The sequence below is a fragment of the Dyadobacter crusticola DSM 16708 genome, from assembly GCF_000701505.1.
GTDB lineage: Bacteria > Bacteroidota > Bacteroidia > Cytophagales > Spirosomataceae > Dyadobacter > Dyadobacter crusticola.
In genome coordinates, this window is the sequence record NZ_JNJB01000001.1 from 27,966 (window position 1) to 42,839 (window position 14,874).

The 14,874-nt window shown below is 45.7% G+C and carries 19 protein-coding genes; 6 read left to right on the top strand and 13 right to left on the bottom strand.

What is annotated here, in order from left to right; all coding sequences use genetic code 11:
- The first annotated feature begins 77 nt into the window (after nucleotides 1-77).
- The 4 genes from Q369_RS0100155 to Q369_RS0100170 are packed head-to-tail and all read left to right on the top strand — an operon-like array spanning nucleotide 78 to nucleotide 2,824.
- The gene (locus tag Q369_RS0100155) at nucleotides 78-914 is read left to right on the top strand and encodes an ABC transporter ATP-binding protein (protein ID WP_031525440.1); all 837 of its coding nucleotides are present in this window, start codon (nucleotides 78-80) and stop codon (nucleotides 912-914) included.
- A 57-nt stretch (nucleotides 915-971) separates the two neighbouring features.
- Nucleotides 972-1,745, top strand: coding sequence for a hypothetical protein (locus Q369_RS0100160; protein WP_157487986.1), 774 nt, complete (start codon nucleotides 972-974; stop codon nucleotides 1,743-1,745).
- An 11-nt stretch (nucleotides 1,746-1,756) separates the two neighbouring features.
- Nucleotides 1,757-2,137, top strand: coding sequence for a GntR family transcriptional regulator (locus Q369_RS0100165; RefSeq protein WP_031525443.1), 381 nt, complete (start codon nucleotides 1,757-1,759; stop codon nucleotides 2,135-2,137).
- Between the two features lie 9 nt (nucleotides 2,138-2,146).
- A complete protein-coding gene (locus Q369_RS0100170; protein WP_031525445.1) occupies nucleotides 2,147-2,824 on the top strand; it encodes a hypothetical protein in 678 nt (225 codons plus the stop codon).
- Nucleotides 2,825-2,878: 54 nt separating this feature from the next.
- Here the strand turns inward: Q369_RS0100170 and Q369_RS0100175 are convergent, their stop codons facing one another.
- The 10 genes from Q369_RS0100175 to Q369_RS0100220 all read right to left on the bottom strand — a co-directional run bounded on the left by Q369_RS0100175 (nucleotide 2,879) and on the right by Q369_RS0100220 (nucleotide 12,005).
- Complete coding sequence (locus Q369_RS0100175) at nucleotides 2,879-3,712, bottom strand: SPFH domain-containing protein (RefSeq protein WP_031525447.1); 834 nt, start codon at nucleotides 3,710-3,712, stop codon at nucleotides 2,879-2,881.
- Between the two features lie 5 nt (nucleotides 3,713-3,717).
- Entirely contained in the window at nucleotides 3,718-3,894 is a 177-nt protein-coding gene (locus Q369_RS29225) for a hypothetical protein (RefSeq protein ID WP_169739225.1), read from the bottom strand.
- Nucleotides 3,895-4,055: 161 nt separating this feature from the next.
- Nucleotides 4,056-4,778, bottom strand: coding sequence for a 6-phosphogluconolactonase (gene pgl, locus Q369_RS0100185; protein WP_031525448.1), 723 nt, complete (start codon nucleotides 4,776-4,778; stop codon nucleotides 4,056-4,058).
- A 3-nt stretch (nucleotides 4,779-4,781) separates the two neighbouring features.
- Nucleotides 4,782-6,290 (bottom strand): glucose-6-phosphate dehydrogenase, encoded by a 1,509-nt coding sequence (gene zwf, locus Q369_RS0100190; protein WP_031525449.1) that lies wholly within the window; start codon nucleotides 6,288-6,290, stop codon nucleotides 4,782-4,784.
- A gap of 12 nt (nucleotides 6,291-6,302) precedes the next feature.
- Nucleotides 6,303-7,715, bottom strand: a complete 1,413-nt coding sequence (gene gnd / locus Q369_RS0100195) for an NADP-dependent phosphogluconate dehydrogenase (protein WP_031525450.1) — start codon at nucleotides 7,713-7,715, stop codon at nucleotides 6,303-6,305.
- Nucleotides 7,716-7,951: 236 nt separating this feature from the next.
- Entirely contained in the window at nucleotides 7,952-9,235 is a 1,284-nt protein-coding gene (locus Q369_RS0100200; RefSeq protein ID WP_031525452.1) for an ATP-binding protein, read from the bottom strand.
- Entirely contained in the window at nucleotides 9,228-9,557 is a 330-nt protein-coding gene (locus Q369_RS0100205; protein ID WP_031525453.1) for a circadian clock KaiB family protein, read from the bottom strand. Before Q369_RS0100205 ends, Q369_RS0100200 begins: the two co-directional genes overlap by 8 nt.
- The gene (locus Q369_RS0100210) at nucleotides 9,554-9,874 is read right to left on the bottom strand and encodes a circadian clock KaiB family protein (protein WP_031525455.1); all 321 of its coding nucleotides are present in this window, start codon (nucleotides 9,872-9,874) and stop codon (nucleotides 9,554-9,556) included. Before Q369_RS0100210 ends, Q369_RS0100205 begins: the two co-directional genes overlap by 4 nt.
- Nucleotides 9,874-11,571 (bottom strand): circadian clock protein KaiC, encoded by a 1,698-nt coding sequence (gene kaiC, locus Q369_RS0100215; protein ID WP_031525456.1) that lies wholly within the window; start codon nucleotides 11,569-11,571, stop codon nucleotides 9,874-9,876. Before kaiC ends, Q369_RS0100210 begins: the two co-directional genes overlap by 1 nt.
- A 29-nt stretch (nucleotides 11,572-11,600) precedes the next feature.
- Nucleotides 11,601-12,005, bottom strand: coding sequence for a response regulator (locus Q369_RS0100220; RefSeq protein WP_031525458.1), 405 nt, complete (start codon nucleotides 12,003-12,005; stop codon nucleotides 11,601-11,603).
- 462 nt (nucleotides 12,006-12,467) lie between these two features.
- Here Q369_RS0100220 and Q369_RS0100230 point away from each other — a divergent pair, with 462 nt between their 5' ends.
- Nucleotides 12,468-12,704 (top strand): hypothetical protein, encoded by a 237-nt coding sequence (locus tag Q369_RS0100230; protein ID WP_157487988.1) that lies wholly within the window; start codon nucleotides 12,468-12,470, stop codon nucleotides 12,702-12,704.
- A 75-nt stretch (nucleotides 12,705-12,779) separates the two neighbouring features.
- Entirely contained in the window at nucleotides 12,780-13,427 is a 648-nt protein-coding gene (locus Q369_RS0100235) for a DUF4919 domain-containing protein (protein ID WP_031525463.1), read from the top strand.
- A 67-nt stretch (nucleotides 13,428-13,494) separates the two neighbouring features.
- Here Q369_RS0100235 and Q369_RS0100240 read toward each other — a convergent pair whose 3' ends face one another.
- The 3 genes from Q369_RS0100240 to Q369_RS29630 all read right to left on the bottom strand — a co-directional run bounded on the left by Q369_RS0100240 (nucleotide 13,495) and on the right by Q369_RS29630 (nucleotide 14,864).
- The gene (locus Q369_RS0100240) at nucleotides 13,495-13,692 is read right to left on the bottom strand and encodes a hypothetical protein (protein WP_031525465.1); all 198 of its coding nucleotides are present in this window, start codon (nucleotides 13,690-13,692) and stop codon (nucleotides 13,495-13,497) included.
- 113 nt (nucleotides 13,693-13,805) lie between these two features.
- Nucleotides 13,806-14,111, bottom strand: coding sequence for a cupin domain-containing protein (locus Q369_RS0100245; protein WP_205624295.1), 306 nt, complete (start codon nucleotides 14,109-14,111; stop codon nucleotides 13,806-13,808).
- A gap of 111 nt (nucleotides 14,112-14,222) precedes the next feature.
- The gene (locus tag Q369_RS29630) at nucleotides 14,223-14,864 is read right to left on the bottom strand and encodes a collagen-like triple helix repeat-containing protein (RefSeq protein WP_157487990.1); all 642 of its coding nucleotides are present in this window, start codon (nucleotides 14,862-14,864) and stop codon (nucleotides 14,223-14,225) included.
- Nucleotides 14,865-14,874: the final 10 nt, after the last annotated feature.

Below are 14,874 nucleotides of genomic sequence, written 5' to 3' on the forward strand. Positions count from 1 at the left end.
AGCCAGGTATTGTGAAATCAAAACAGATCTATACTTTTACAGTGTACTATATTACTAGAACACTAAACAACTATAATATGATCGAGCTGGACCGAGTTTCATTTGGTTATAGTAAAAAGAACAAACTGTTCGAGAACCTGAGTATGGAGCTTTTACCCGGACACATTTACGGGTTGCTGGGCAAGAACGGAGCGGGCAAATCAAGTTTGCTCCGCAATATGGTCGGGCTGCTTTTTCCATTGGAGGGAAAGATCAAAGTGGCTGGATATGAGCCCAGAAAACGGTTACCTGCTTTTTTGCAAGATGTTTTCTTTATTCCGGAGGAAATTTACCTGCCTGCTGTGACCATGGAAAAGTACCTGCAAATGCTTGCACCGTTTTATCCAAAGTTCGATGAACACCGGTTTCGCGAGCATATTTCAGAAATGGACCTGCCAAAAAATAATAAGCTTACGGGAATGTCTTTTGGCCAGAAAAAGAAGTTTCTGATCGCATTTGCATTGTCAGCCAATACCCGCGTGCTAATCATGGATGAACCCACAAACGGACTTGATATTCCCTCCAAAAGTCAATTTCGTAAACTCGTTTCCAGCGCCCTTAACAAAGACCGGCTGATCCTTATTTCCACACACCAGGTACGTGATCTGGACAACTTGATCGATTCCATTATCATTCTGGAAGACAGCCAGATTTTGCTTAAACACAGCCTGGACGTGGTTACCGAGCGACTTTGTTTTGGCACACTTTCCAATGTGGCTTATGATGACAGGGTGATCTACTCAGAGCCCTCACTACGAGGCTATAAAGCGGTTTTCGAGAATTCGGAGCAAGAAGAAAGCCGCGTAGATCTGGAACAGCTGTTCAATGCGGTAATGGAAAATCCCGGACGCATTCAGAAAATATTCAACTATTAGCCTTGGAAACTCTTTAACAAAATGAATCAGACTTTTGACCTCCACCGGTTTGTACTTATGGTACAATTAGAAATTGCTGAAAAAGGCAGAAATTACCTTTTTATAGCTTCTCTCCTGCTCGTTTTGCTGCTACTTCTAATGGTGCCTGTGGGACTTTCCACCGAATACAGTACTGTTAAGGAGCTGTTACAAATACTTGCGCTTTTCATGATTGTGCTTTTCGGATCAAGCTTGTATACCAGCTCTGCATTCAGCCAGTACGGACCACCTTCTACCGGGATAGCTGCCGTTATGGTTCCTGCCTCTGCCGCCGAAAAGTTTTTCACGTCGTTACTGCTGAATTTAATTTTCATCATTCCATTTGTTTTTCTCTTTTATAAGCTGCATTCGGGGACAATGGAATATGCCAATACAAACATTGCAGCGGGCGCGCGCAAATACCATACTTTACCTAAAATGGTGCTGCGGTACTCAATCCTTTACTACTTTATTATTCACGGAGCTGTGTTCCTCGGTTCCCTGTATTTTGAAAAAACATCCTATGTGAAAACTGCGTCGGTTTTGATCGGTGTGTTTTTGGTAACCGCGCTTATCCAGTTGTGTCTAGCCAATTATTTTACGGGTTACCCTGCCAAAGTAGTTACATTTCCAATTACGGGATGGCAGGTTTGGACGCACGCGGTGACGAGCGGACCGGGAGCAAAGCCAGCAAGTTATTATAATCTGGACTTTCCCTCTCCATTCTCGCTCCTTATTCAATGCTTTCCCGCATTCATTGTGCTTGTACTCTGGATTGCAACTTTTCTCCGGCTTCGTGAAAAGGAAATTTAAACGACTATCCAATGGAATTTAAAGATAAACAGGCGATATATCTTCAAATAGCCGACTTCCTGTGCGAGCAGATCCTGCTGGGCAAATGGCCGCCAGGCGAGCGAATACCTTCTGTGCGAGATCTGGCCGCTATGCTCGAAGTAAACCCTAACACGGTCATGCGCACATATGATTTTCTCCAGAACAAAGAAATTATTTACAATAAAAGAGGGATCGGGTATTCGGCAGACGAAAATGCGCGTGTCAGGATCCTGGCTTACCGGAAAGAACGGTTTCTTGAAATCGAACTGCCGGATATTTTTCGCACCCTTTATATACTTGATATCAGTTTAGAAGAGCTGGGTGCACGTTATGACAAATTCATCGCCGAAAACTTTCCTATTACAAAATAGAATCCGATTATGAAACCTAGCAATATTCTAATTACATGTCTGCTCGTTCTCATTTTGCTTGTGACTGTGGGCGCCAACTTTGTTTTGAAAGCCGAATATGATAAAATCGATAAGACCGATCCGCTTGCAGGCTATCGCAACGAAGCATTGCCTGCCTTTAAATACATCATATTGGAAGGGCTAGCATTTGGTGTAACACAAATCCGGCCTGCCAAAAACCACGAGCTAAGAACCATTGCCGACCCGAAATATCTGACATGGAAAATGTCAGCGGATACCATTGTTTTCACTTACCACCGCGACTGGGCGAAAGAAAATATGCCCACGGAATATGCGTTACGCGCAATTCCCTCCTTTTATATCACTGCGCCCAATTTGGCAGGCATTGAATCACGCGATGTGATTTGTAAAGTTACTGATTGGAAGTCTGATCATTTGGTGATTAACCAAACCGACGGAGCTATTCTATTTTCCGCGAATAAGATTGAGCATTTGCAGCTGGATTTGAAAGGAGCCGGTTTGACTAAGATTGATTCTACAAATGAAATAGGAAAGGCGGGTGCGCAGGTAAAGCAAAGCAGCACTTTTAACATTGAAAAGAATGTTATTAAATCGCTGGAAATGAAGCTCGATAGCTCGGCACATATTAGTTTGCCAGGTAGCCTGATCAACAAATCCGCTCTTTAATACATTAATGCATCCATTTCCTTGAATGGTTAGGAAATGGATGCAAATTAATAACTACTTAACACCCAGCATCAAACTCGTACTGCCGCCTGCATTCGTGGTCGGCAGCACACCGTTCCATTTGGACACCCACTCCTGCTGGATCAGCAGCGGCGTCAGTGTTTTTTGGCGCAGCTGGTTTGCTTCCGCTTCCGCCCTGGCTTTGATTAATGTTGCTTTTGCCTGACCTTCCGCCCGCGCAATAATTACTTTTGCCTCTGCTTCTGCCTGTTTCGCCTGGTTTTCCGCTTTCAGCCTCGCCTGTATAGACGTATTTTTCTCATCGATCATTTGCCGCAGTGAAGGTGGCGGTGTGATAGCAGAAGTCAGCTGATCGTAGATGAAGCCGTCTTTGCCTAGGGTTTTTGTTAAAACGTTTTGTACCCGGTCTTCAAAAACTTCCCGGTTTGACATCACGCTGTCGGAAGTGAATGAATTGGCCACAATCCGGTAGGCATCATAAATGGTGTTTTTCATAAATCCCTGCTGGATTTCAGCTAACGGCCGCCTGTATTGGCGGTATATCTGCGGTACTTTGTCGGGGTTAATGTGATAATTCAGCTTCGGATCTACCTTGAATTCCGCCGCATCTTTGGTCGTGATCACAAATGAATCGTAATCGACACTCTGCGTGTAAGTGGGAAATTCGATGATCTTAGTAGTCCACGCATTGTACCACACGCGCCCGGTTACCATTGTGATATTGTCAACTCCCTTGTCAGTTCCGTATAGATTAATGCGGATACCGACATTGCCCGCGTCTATATTCTCGAAACTGAAAGGTTGTACCGTAATAATAATCGTCAGCAGAATAAATCCGATTAAGCCAATGATAATGTTCCTTCTCATCTTGATTATAGTTTAGATTTAAGTTGTTCGAGAATGTGATCAAGCTCCTGAAAAACATAGTAAAGCGCCGCCAGGATTACGGCCAGACCGCTGAAAACCAGGAGATCATTTTGTGCATTGACGAGGCGCAGCGAGTACGTAATCACGATGATCGCCGCTAGCACTTTCAGGAGATGTTGCATAGTTTGGTTGAGGTTTGTTGGACTAAAAATACGGTTGCGGCTTCCATACGACGGATTATTTTTATCCAATGGTTTGCAGAGATTTTAAACGCAAGATTTTGCCACATAAAAAAGGCGACCTGTCTGTCAGGTCGCCTTTCATCTCTATCTAAAATCAGGTTCTATCTGGAAAGTAATGCCGCAGCAGGCTCATCTACAAACCAATGCAATTGTCCCTTCGGCTGAATAATCTGGGAAGGGTACAGATCAATGTTCCTTTCTCCTTGCAAAACATGCTGCAAGGTCTGCGCCTTACCTTCTCCAACTGCCAGAAAAGCAACCGCGGCTGCCTGGTTGACAATCGGGGCTGTGAGCGTAATGCGGTACATGTCCTGTGCAGGAAGGAAAAACGAAGTAGCCCAGCGTTTCTCTTCAAGTACTACGTCGGTCCCGGGGAACAGTGACAGGGTATGTCCATCGTCGCCCATTCCCAATAACACGAAATCGAAAGTTGTTTCCTCTCCTTCAAAGTGCGTTCGCAGAATATACTCATAGTCGGCGGCGGATTCCTCCGGCGACATATCTGTCCGCATAACGAATATATTTTCTTTCTTTACCGGAACCTTGTTCAGCAGTTCATCAAAGCACATTCTGGCGTTATTTCGCGAATCCTTAAACGGAACAGCACGCTCGTCTCCCCAGAAAAACAGGATATCCTCCCAGGGGATCTGCTCTTTGTACGGCGATTGTGCAAGCAGTGAATAAAGCTGCTTTGGAGTACTTCCTCCCGAAAGAACGAATGCGAAATGCGGCTTCGTGGAAAGTACCTCCCTGATGTAAGTTACAAGCCAGGAAGCAAGCTGCTCGCTGAGTTGCTTCCCGTCTTTTGCAATGTGGATTTCCATATATCAGGGTACAGGTGGAAGGTTTATCCAGGTGTGGCCGTCGCGTGCAATCAATGCGTCCGCTTCATCGGGCCCCCACGAATCTGGTGCGTAATTCGGGAAATCCTGAGGCAATCTTGCCTCCCAGGTTTCCAGAATCGGCATAATCACTTTCCATGCTGCGTCTACCTGATCATTCCGCATAAACAATGTTGCATCGCCTTCCATTACATCCAAAAGCAAGGTTTCATAAGCTTCGGGCAAATGCTCTCCTGCAACAGTGTCGTAGTCGAATGTCATGTCAACAGGATCAAGCGTCATCGTTTGTCCCGGGCGTTTAGACTGGAAACGAATGCTGATATCCATATTGGGCTGGATACTGATGGTCAGCCGGTTGGCACGCCAGGTCTCTGCTGCTTCCGAAGGAAATGCATAGTGCGGCGCAGGCTTGAACTGCAGCGTAATATGCGTGGCTTTTTGGTTGAGGTACTTACCAGTCCTTACGTAGAATGGTACTCCCTGCCAGCGCCAGTTATCAATGTAAAATTTGGCAGCGGCAAAGGTATCGATATTGGATTGCGGGTTAACCCCGTGCTCTTCACGGTACCCTACTACCCTCTCACCTTTTTTCCAGCCGCCGGAATATTGTCCGCGGACAGCGTAGTCGTGTACCTGCTCCTTCGTAATCCGTCGGATCGCATTCAGTACATCTACTTTTTTGTTACGGATTTCGTTTGCGTCAAATGAAACGGGCGGTTCCATCGCAATCATACACATGATTTGCAGGATGTGGTTTTGCACCATATCACGCAATGCACCTGCATGCTCAAAATACCCGCCGCGGCCTTCAAGGCCCACACTTTCGGCGGCGGTAATTTGTATGTGGTCAATGTAATTGCGGTTCCAGATCGGCTCGAACAATGCATTCGCAAAACGCAATGCGAGGATATTCTGAACGGTTTCTTTTCCCAGATAATGGTCAATCCTGAAAATCTGTTCCTCAGCGAACATTTCAGAAAGCAAGATATTCAGCTCGTGTGCACTTGCCAGGTCGTGACCAAATGGCTTTTCAACTACAATCCTTGTTGTACTTTTCTCAGAGCAAATTTTCAACGCGCCAAGCTTCTGTGCGATTGATGGTACAAGCTGCGGAGCGACTGCCAGGTAGAAAATTACATTGGGATGAACACCCCATTCTTCTTCTTTCTGCTTTACCAGGTCCGTGATCTTGTGGTAAGCGGCGGCATCGTCGCCGTCCATTTGCAGATACGAAACATGCTGACTGAATTCCGTCCAGTGACCATTCTGCTTTCCTTTCCTGCGGGAAAACTTGGTTACACCATCCAGCAAATGCGCGTGATAAGCTTCGTTTGTATACGGACTTCTTCCGATTCCCGCGATCGCGAACTGATCCGGCATCCAGTTGTCCAGAAACAAATTGTAAAGTGCCGGAGTTAACTTCCTGTAATTCAAATCTCCGCTTCCGCCGAAAATGAAGAGTACCGAGGCAGGAGGACGTTTATTGCTTTGCATAAAACTTCGATTTTATTGTTGACCCCACTCTGTATGAAAAGTACCGGGGATATCGATACGTTGGTAAGTGTGCGCGCCGAAATAGTCGCGTTGTGCCTGGATTAAGTTGGTCGGCATCCGTTCAGATTTATATGCATCGAAGTAGCCCAGCGCTGACATCAGACCTGCCGCCGGAATACCCGCTTTCACCGCATACGCAATCAATTCACGCGTCTTACCTTCTGCTGACTTAACGAGTGCAGCGACCTCTTGGTTCAGTAATATATTGGACAATTCCGGGTTCTGCTTGTAAGCATCTACAAATACCGGCAGCAACGAGGAGCGGATAATGCAACCGCCGCGCCACACACTTACAACCTCAGGAAGCGGGATATCCATTTGCAGGTCTTTCGAAGCCTGGAACAACATCGCCAATCCCTGTGCGTAGCTCAGGATAGTAGCAAAATACAAGGCATCGTAAACCAGGTCAACCAATTCCTGCTCGGGTAGTTCCACCGCTGCCGACTGGCTGTATAACGCAGCTGCCTGCACACGCTCATCTTTATAACCCGACAAAGTACGCATTGCTACTGCGGTATCGATCACCGGCACTGCTACAGGAAGCTCCATCGAATCTTGCGAAGTCCACTTACCGGTTCCTTTTGAACCCGCTTTGTCAGAGATCACATCTACCAGGTAAGCGTCAGTCTTATCGTCTTTTTGCAGGAAAATATCAGCAGTGATTTCAACGAGGAATGATTTAAGCTTGCCTTCATTCCAGGTTTTAAAAGTCTCCTGGATCTTCTGGTTGCTCAAACCGGCTGCTTTAAGAATAGCATAGGATTCACTGATCAGCTGCATAATGGCGTATTCTATACCGTTATGCACCATTTTGACATAATGCCCCGCGCCTTCTTTCCCAAGATAAGCTACGCAGGGAGTACCATCCACTTTCGCTGCTACTGCTTCGAGCATCGGCCTTACGTTCTCATACGCCAGCAAATCACCACCCGGCATAATACTTGGTCCGCGGCGTGCGCCCTCTTCACCACCGGAAACCCCGATTCCCATGAAGTGGATCTCTTTTTCACGCAGGTATTTCACGCGGCGGAGTGTATCGGTGTAATGCGAATTTCCTCCGTCGATAATCACATCTCCTTTTTCAAGCAGAGGCAGCAAAGAAGCTATCACATCGTCCACAGGCTGGCCAGCAGGCACGAGCATCATTACATTGCGCGGGCGCTTCAAAAGGCTGATCATTTCTGCAAGCTCTGAAACACCTTTTACAGTAGTTCCGGGCGTAGCAGCTCCTTCCAGCGCGGAGTTTTTCACCGCATCTTTGTCAAAACCGATAACCGAGAAGCCGTGGTCGGCCATATTCAGCAAGAAGTTGCGGCCCATAACGCCCAACCCGATCATTCCAAAATCGAATATGTTTTCTGCCATGATAAATTCGTCTAATATAAAGTCCCTGCAATATTAAGTGAAAATAGCCTGCGGGGTGAGCTTTTATGCAGTTTTGTTGACTGACGTTTTTGTTACTTACCCGTACAAATGCGTTTGAATGCGGAGTAATGGAATGAAATGTATCCTTAGCAGTCGGATGTACCACAAGAAAGTAGTTGCCTATGGCACGACTAGGATAGGATTTTAAAGGAAGTGAATACGAATGAGAAACGAACCTAAGAACTCTGCCGCTGAGGCAGCACAATAGTAAACCTGGCGCCTGCCCCTTCTTTGCTTTCTGCTGAAATCTGGCCGCCGTGCTTTTCGATGATTTTCTTTGTCACTGATAACCCGATACCTGATCCTTCGTAGCTCTCTTTGGTGTTAAGTCGCTCAAAAAGAGAGAATATCTTCTCCTGGTACTGCATATCAAATCCAATCCCATTATCCTCAACAACTATGCAGCAAACAGGTATTTCGGCTTGGTCGGGAGTGCTACTATTTATTTCCGAAGTGGCGCTTATTTTAATGACCGGCGTTGCGGCAGGGTTGGCAAATTTGATGGAGTTACTGATCAGATTTTGAAAAACCTGCTTGATCTGGGCCCGGTTACCTTCAATAGCCGGCAGTTCTCCGACTACCAGCCTAACCTTTTTTTCTTCAATCAAAATCTCATAATCATCCTCAATTTCCCTGATCAACTCCCGCAGCTCAAATAGCTCCGGATTAATCTGGGCACTGGAAAGCCGTGAATATTTGAGGATATCATTGACCATATTCCGCATTCGCAACGAAGACGCCGAGATCTTTTCGAGATATTGTTTTGCTTCCGGGTTGGCTTCTTTCCCGTAAGTAGTCGCGAGCAGATTGGAGAAAATAAGGATTTTACGCAGTGGTTCCTGCAAATCGTGCGAAGCTACGGAAGCAAATTGTTGTAGGTCGTGATTACTTGCTTCCAGTTGCGCATTCGTTTCTTCCAGCCTTTTATAATTTTCTTTCAGCTGTTTTTGTGTATGCTTTTGAAAGGAAAGATCGGTTACGATCACGCTGAGTGATTCGCGCCCATCGAGGTCAAGCGTGGCAACGGATAACTGGCACGGAATGCTTTTATCATTTTGCTGAATGCAGAGTTCCATTTTGGTATCCTCTTTCCACCCGTTGCTGATGAGATTTTCAAAAGCTTCCTGAAAATCTGCTGCGATAAATACATGCAATGAGGAACCCACGACACTAGACAGAGGCATTCCCACCATTTCGGCAAACATGGAATTACAGTACAGCACAGTCCCTTCCCGGTTGAGCGTAACCGCGCCTTCGTTCATTTTTTCTATGAAAATCCGGTAGGTATGGTCGGCTGACTTCAATGTGTAAAGCTGGTCGCCTGCCTCGGGATCGTTCACGATAATGGCATCAACCTGGCCAGTTCTGATCGCATGGATCGTGTCATTTGATTCCTGCAGTTGCCTGGAAAGCTGCTGCACTTCTGCGAGGAGCTCCTCGTATGTTTTCCTGTTATCCATTGCTTTCCGGAGATAGTCCGAGGCCGTGTAATAATTTTGCCGTATCGGACATATCCCCGATGAATTTCCTTTCAGGATAAGGACTGATTTTTACAAGCAGAGGTAGCGCCAGCAGTTGCTGCTGCGAAGCGAGTGATTTGTCCTGATACACATCAATGATCTGCAAGCTGTAATTTCCTTTGAGGTACCGGTCACATATTTCCCGGGTGTTGACGATTGCCCGCGTAGAATTGGGCGATGCACCTGCAACATAGAGCCGCAGCACATACGGTTCAATGCTTTCGTCCCCTGTTTCCGGTATATTCGATTGGTTTTCGCTCATTGTTGCTTGCCAGTCGAACGAATATCCAGACCAACAAGCACTTTTTCTTCATTCGACAAGTCCCCGATGATCTTACGGATCGGTTCAGGCACTTTTTTGACCAGGGTAGGAATCGCGAGAATCTGGTCACCTTCCGCCAGTTGCGGATGTTGGAGCAAATCGACGACTTCTATGGTGTATTTACCTTTCAGGTGTTCTTCGCAGTACTTTTTCAAATTGGTAAGTGCCGCCACAGATCTGGGTGTCTGGCCGGCAATGTAAAGTCTTAGCTCCCAAACTCCTTCCGTGGGTTCTGTATTCACTTGATCAGAAATCATTACTTATCTCTTTTTTGAGTGAGCTCTTGTCGGTTTTCATCGAGGATATTTTTTTTAAGCTCTTCTTCAATATAAGTCTTGTTTAGTTCTTCCTGAATCGACTCAAATTCTTCCCTAAGGGAGGCAATTTTTGATTCAAGTACAAGTTTCTTCCGCTCAATTTCACGATCCTTTCTCGTAACAGCGTGATCACGCAGGGCGATACCTGTTTTTTCAAGCAACTGTTGCTCTTCCCTCGCGGAGCCAGTCAGTACGCCGCCCGGCCCAAGAAATACATCCACTAACTGGATGCCCGTGTCCGATATCAAAAATTCCCTGACCTGATTAGAATGCCTTGTACCGCGTGATTTCATCACATACATTCCCCTGTTCCGCTCTCCATTCGATTCAATATCCCGCACCAGCAGCCAGGTATCCACCAAAGAAGAAATTCCCTCGTCAGATTGCTCCGACCGGTTATCTTTCAGCGCCAGGGCCGTAAACATCACCGTTATTTGTTTAGACTGCAAGTAATCAATGAGCCTGATCAGCAGGCTTTTTACCTCGCTCGTAGAGCCAACTGTGATAAGATTCGTGATCGGGTCCATGACAATGACCTGAGGCTTCACCTCTTCTATCATCTTCGTCATCGCAAGCAAATGCAGTTCAAGACCATTGAGCGTTGGGCGCGATGCCTTGAAATAAAGCAGCCCATCATCCACATGTTTTTGCAAATCCATGTTAATAGAGCGCATGTTCCGGATGATTTGCTGTGGCGACTCCTCGAATGCAAAGAAAATACACCTCAGTCCATCTTTGCAGGCCTGATTTGCAAAATTGGCCGCAATACTCGTCTTGCCGGTACCCGCTGTTCCAGATACCAGAATGCTGCTTCCTTCGTAAAATCCGGTGCCGCCCAGCATTTTATCCAGCGTAGGTATGCCGGAGGATATTCTATTGGAAGAAACATCATTGTTAAGCATGAGAGAAGTAACCGGCAGCACAGAAATACCTTCTTCGTCAATCAGGAAAGGGTATTCATTTGTACCGTGTACGGTACCCCGGTATTTAACAATGCGCAGAATGCGGGTAGATACCTTATTTTCAATGCGGTGATCAAGCAAGATCACGCAATCAGACACATACTCTTCTAATCCCTGCCGCGTCAGGTTTGCGTCGCCCTGCTCTCCGGTGATCACCGCGGTCACCTGCTTTTCTTTGAGCCATTGAAACAATCTCCTAAGTTCGGCCCGCAATATCGCCTGGTTACCCAGTCCCGAGAAAAGACTTTCCAGTGTATCCAAGACGATCCTTTTTGCGCCGATGCTGTCGATTGCGTAGCCGAGTCTTATAAAAAGTCCTTCCAGGTTGTACTCGCCGGTTTCCTCGATTTCATGCCGCTCTACATGCACATGATCTATTTTGATCAGCCTATCCTGTTCCAGTTGTTTGAGGTCGTATCCAAGAGAGATGACGTTCTGCGCCAGTTCTTCGGATTTCTCTTCGAAAGCTACAAAAACACCCGGCTCATTGAATTTCTGCGCACCGTGCACCAGAAACTCCATTGCCATCAATGTTTTTCCGGATCCGGCCCCGCCGCAGATCAGCGTAGGTCTTCCTTTGGGGAACCCACCTAATGTGATCTGGTCAAGACCATTGATGCCGGTCGGTGCTTTCGGCAACTTATGTGCGGTTATTTTGGTGGGATCAAGACTCATTATGCCTGTTGATGGGAGTGTTTAGTAGCTTAAAGTAGATATTTTCTTTGAAGTTGTTGAATGAGCTGCTCAAATTCTTCAATGGAATCAGGTTTTTTGTAAACAGCGGCCACGCCTGCGCGTTCCGCGTCGCTGGCAAGCTGCTCACTCGGCGAAGTCGACATGATCACAATCGGAGCTCCATTTGCAGCGGGAAGCTTCTGAACGTGTGAAACTGTCTCTATTCCATTCATCTTCGGCATGTTCATATCGACGATGATCAGAGATACTTCTAATGCAGTATTTTTAAGCAGCTCAATAAGATACAGTCCGTCCTCGGCCTCGATGAGCTCTGCATTTATTTTTGACGAAACAATGGCATGTTTAATAAAAAACCTGTCGTCACTGTCGTCGTCCGCTATGAAAATTGCCTTACTGGAAGTTGGATCACTCATCACTTTACCTGCGAAATGCTGCTGCTTATTTGATTAAAAAATTCTATCGGCAGGTACAAGTCGCCGCATTAGTGCAAACTTAATCTCTTTATTTGAACCAACCTTTGCTATCAACGGAATGTGCGGCATTGAACCTGCCCGTACACACAGTCAAACTGTCGATCCCAAGTTTACGAAAAAAAGCCGGTTCTGGATTTTGACAAATGCATTTTACCAAAAATAAAAGCCTGCTGCGAAATGTGTGAGCGACTAATATCATAGTAAAGTTTTCGCTCTGTATATTATAATGAAATGGCACTAAATGCTGCGATACTTTAACCGGATCTTTACCACAAATAAGTTTAAACATTTCTGAAACAACTACTTACGATTGCGCTTCTACTTTCCTGCCAACAACTTCAGGCCCAGATATTCGTCGGCGAAGCAAACATTAACAAAATGCCGGCGGTCAAAATTTGTGAAGTGAAAGTTGAGGAACGTGGTCTGTCGACGAAGCTGGACGTTTTTCTGGAATATGGGACCAATGCGAAGAACCAGCGGATCATCAAGGATTCGAGCAATGTGGCCATCGAGTTTCGCTCCATTGCCCAGCTGTTGAATCACATGGAAAACAATGGCTGGACCTACCTGAATTCGCTTTTGACATACGAGAACAAGAACTGGCCGGTTATGCGGTACTATTTCAAGAAGAAAGAATGAAGCCCCGGTTATTTGCGACGAAAGAGAGGTAAATCGGTTTAGAATTTGCCTTACTTTTACCCAAAAAATAGTTGTATGCTGAAAGCAAAATTACTGGCCTTGCTGATAGTGACTTTTAAGATTTGTCACGCGCAGGATGTTGATATAAATCGCATCAAAACTGTGATCAACGATACAGCTCATCAATATCATTATCCAAAGCTGATTGCAGAGTTTGTCAGCCAGCCACAGTACTTTTCCATGGAAAAAGGAATTTACCTGTACTATGGCAATCTTTACTCACCAGATTATAAAAGTTTAGATTTCAAGACTATAACGATGTTCGCGCCGCTTGTTGAGAAAGGTCGTTTGAAAAAAGCAATTCTCGTAGGCGAAGAGCTCTTCAAGGAAAATCCGGTCAATCTTGGTTTGTTGTTGAGACTGGGATTCTGCTACAAGCAAAGTAAACAACCTGAAAAAGAGACACTTACAAGAGAGATGGCAGCCGTTCTTATCCGTGCAATTGAATCAAGCGGCGATGGTAGCAGTGCCGAGAAGGCGTACAAGGTTATTTCTGTAACTGATGAATATGTCATAATGGATAAGAACAACTGGAAGCGCAAGACCCGCACATCGAAACAGATGGAGAGTTCCGTTTTTGATATCTGGGAATCAGGGGAGAACAATTCCACATTGTATTTTGAGGTTCTTTACAATGCGGAAAAGTTTGTTTTCCCTAAGTAAAAGGTGACACGACATTTCTATAAAACATCCGTGTCCAGAACGGCAGGTAAATACCGTTAGTTGATCATCAAATGGGCGTAGTCAAGTAATACTCGTCAATCTGGTTCCAGGAATAGCTATAAGTAATTCCTCCTACTTCTTGGACAAAATCACCGGCTTTGCTGTCGGTAAAACCAACGCGCCAGTTGGTTGTATTTTTAATCCGGAACTTCAATGTAGAATTTGGCGGCGGGAGATCTTCTTTTGCTAATATTTTGATTTTCATCCTCTAAGGTAACCTTATTTATGCACAACCAATGCCATTCCGAGTAGGTTGTGTATTTAGGTGACACTATCTGCCTGCCAAATGAGGCATGTAGCGGAACGAACTAGTAAGACCTACTTGATGATCTTCACCAACTCTTCGTCAGCTTGCTTTAAGTAGAAGGCAATGAATGTCAGCGGCTGCTCCGAAGATCCATTATCAAAGTGCAGGATCACCTTGTCTTTAGGTTCGTAAAAGGCTTCTCCTGCTTCTATGATCCGCTTCTCTTCGCCCTCAATTTGAAACAACACCCGGCCGGAAGACACGTAGCCCACTACTGTGCAAGGATGGCTATGCCTGGGCGCTGCCTGCCCCGCGGCCATCGTTATTTCTTTGACTTCTATTTGAGATAGTTGCTGATTGGATAGCATAACGTTCATCAACGCTTTGCGCGACGGGCCGATTTGAGCACTTGATGAGCACCACATATGAACAAGAAAGATTGTCGTAAAAAATGACTGGTAAGTTTTCATGGCGTTATCAGAGCAAACTCAGTTGATTTTCACTGCTTTCAAGTATTGTTCGACCGCAGTGATTTCCAGGTTGGGTGCGCTTTTTCTCAGGGCAGACATGTTTACTGTACTGGATTCTATCAGGATAATCTTCAAATCAAATTGTGCCTGCTGCATTTCAGCGCCATTATCTTTTGAGGCTGCATATTCACTCCGGACAGTTAGAGATTGAAGATCCTGAGCGTATGTCATGCGTACGTCCCCGCTATTGCCTGTACCTTCACTTCCCACATTGATTTGATATGAGCCTAATTTCCAGGTTCCAATGCCACTCATCCTGAAATAGACTAAGACGACACCGCTATTTTGAACTCTTTCATAGTTTTCGGGAGCATATTTTTTTACTCCGGAAAATATGTATTTGCCGGTTGCAGGATCCAAATGACCAGCGGTTTGTGCGCTGATCCGCTGATTGTTGTAAATGTAGGTCCAGACATTGGCTGATGTACCGGGAGCTCCCGGAGTGCCTGGCGCACCATCTGCACCATCTTGTCCGTCCTGGCCATTTTGACCAGTGGCTCCCGTATCACCTTTCGGCCCCTGTGGACCGATTTCTCCATCCTTGGCACAAGACAAAAGCAAGCTTAAAAAAAGTACAAGCGCCATCAAACTCATTTTCATATTCAAGTAA

Bases quoted from the DNA above. Each gene is read 5' to 3' on its own strand.
- Q369_RS0100155 (WP_031525440.1), top strand. From the start codon at position 78: ATGATCGAGCTGGACCGAGTTTCATTTGGTTATAGTAAAAAGAACAAA.
- Q369_RS0100160 (WP_157487986.1), top strand. From the start codon at position 972: ATGGTACAATTAGAAATTGCTGAAAAAGGCAGAAATTACCTTTTTATA.
- Q369_RS0100165 (WP_031525443.1), top strand. From the start codon at position 1,757: ATGGAATTTAAAGATAAACAGGCGATATATCTTCAAATAGCCGACTTC.
- Q369_RS0100170 (WP_031525445.1), top strand. From the start codon at position 2,147: ATGAAACCTAGCAATATTCTAATTACATGTCTGCTCGTTCTCATTTTG.
- Q369_RS0100175 (WP_031525447.1), bottom strand. From the start codon at position 3,712: ATGAGAAGGAACATTATCATTGGCTTAATCGGATTTATTCTGCTGACG.
- Q369_RS29225 (WP_169739225.1), bottom strand. From the start codon at position 3,894: ATGCAACATCTCCTGAAAGTGCTAGCGGCGATCATCGTGATTACGTAC.
- pgl (WP_031525448.1), bottom strand. From the start codon at position 4,778: ATGGAAATCCACATTGCAAAAGACGGGAAGCAACTCAGCGAGCAGCTT.
- zwf (WP_031525449.1), bottom strand. From the start codon at position 6,290: ATGCAAAGCAATAAACGTCCTCCTGCCTCGGTACTCTTCATTTTCGGC.
- gnd (WP_031525450.1), bottom strand. From the start codon at position 7,715: ATGGCAGAAAACATATTCGATTTTGGAATGATCGGGTTGGGCGTTATG.
- Q369_RS0100200 (WP_031525452.1), bottom strand. From the start codon at position 9,235: ATGGATAACAGGAAAACATACGAGGAGCTCCTCGCAGAAGTGCAGCAG.
- Q369_RS0100205 (WP_031525453.1), bottom strand. From the start codon at position 9,557: ATGAGCGAAAACCAATCGAATATACCGGAAACAGGGGACGAAAGCATT.
- Q369_RS0100210 (WP_031525455.1), bottom strand. From the start codon at position 9,874: ATGATTTCTGATCAAGTGAATACAGAACCCACGGAAGGAGTTTGGGAG.
- kaiC (WP_031525456.1), bottom strand. From the start codon at position 11,571: ATGAGTCTTGATCCCACCAAAATAACCGCACATAAGTTGCCGAAAGCA.
- Q369_RS0100220 (WP_031525458.1), bottom strand. From the start codon at position 12,005: ATGAGTGATCCAACTTCCAGTAAGGCAATTTTCATAGCGGACGACGAC.
- Q369_RS0100235 (WP_031525463.1), top strand. From the start codon at position 12,780: ATGCTGAAAGCAAAATTACTGGCCTTGCTGATAGTGACTTTTAAGATT.
- Q369_RS0100240 (WP_031525465.1), bottom strand. From the start codon at position 13,692: ATGAAAATCAAAATATTAGCAAAAGAAGATCTCCCGCCGCCAAATTCT.
- Q369_RS0100245 (WP_205624295.1), bottom strand. From the start codon at position 14,111: ATGAACGTTATGCTATCCAATCAGCAACTATCTCAAATAGAAGTCAAA.
- Q369_RS29630 (WP_157487990.1), bottom strand. From the start codon at position 14,864: ATGAAAATGAGTTTGATGGCGCTTGTACTTTTTTTAAGCTTGCTTTTG.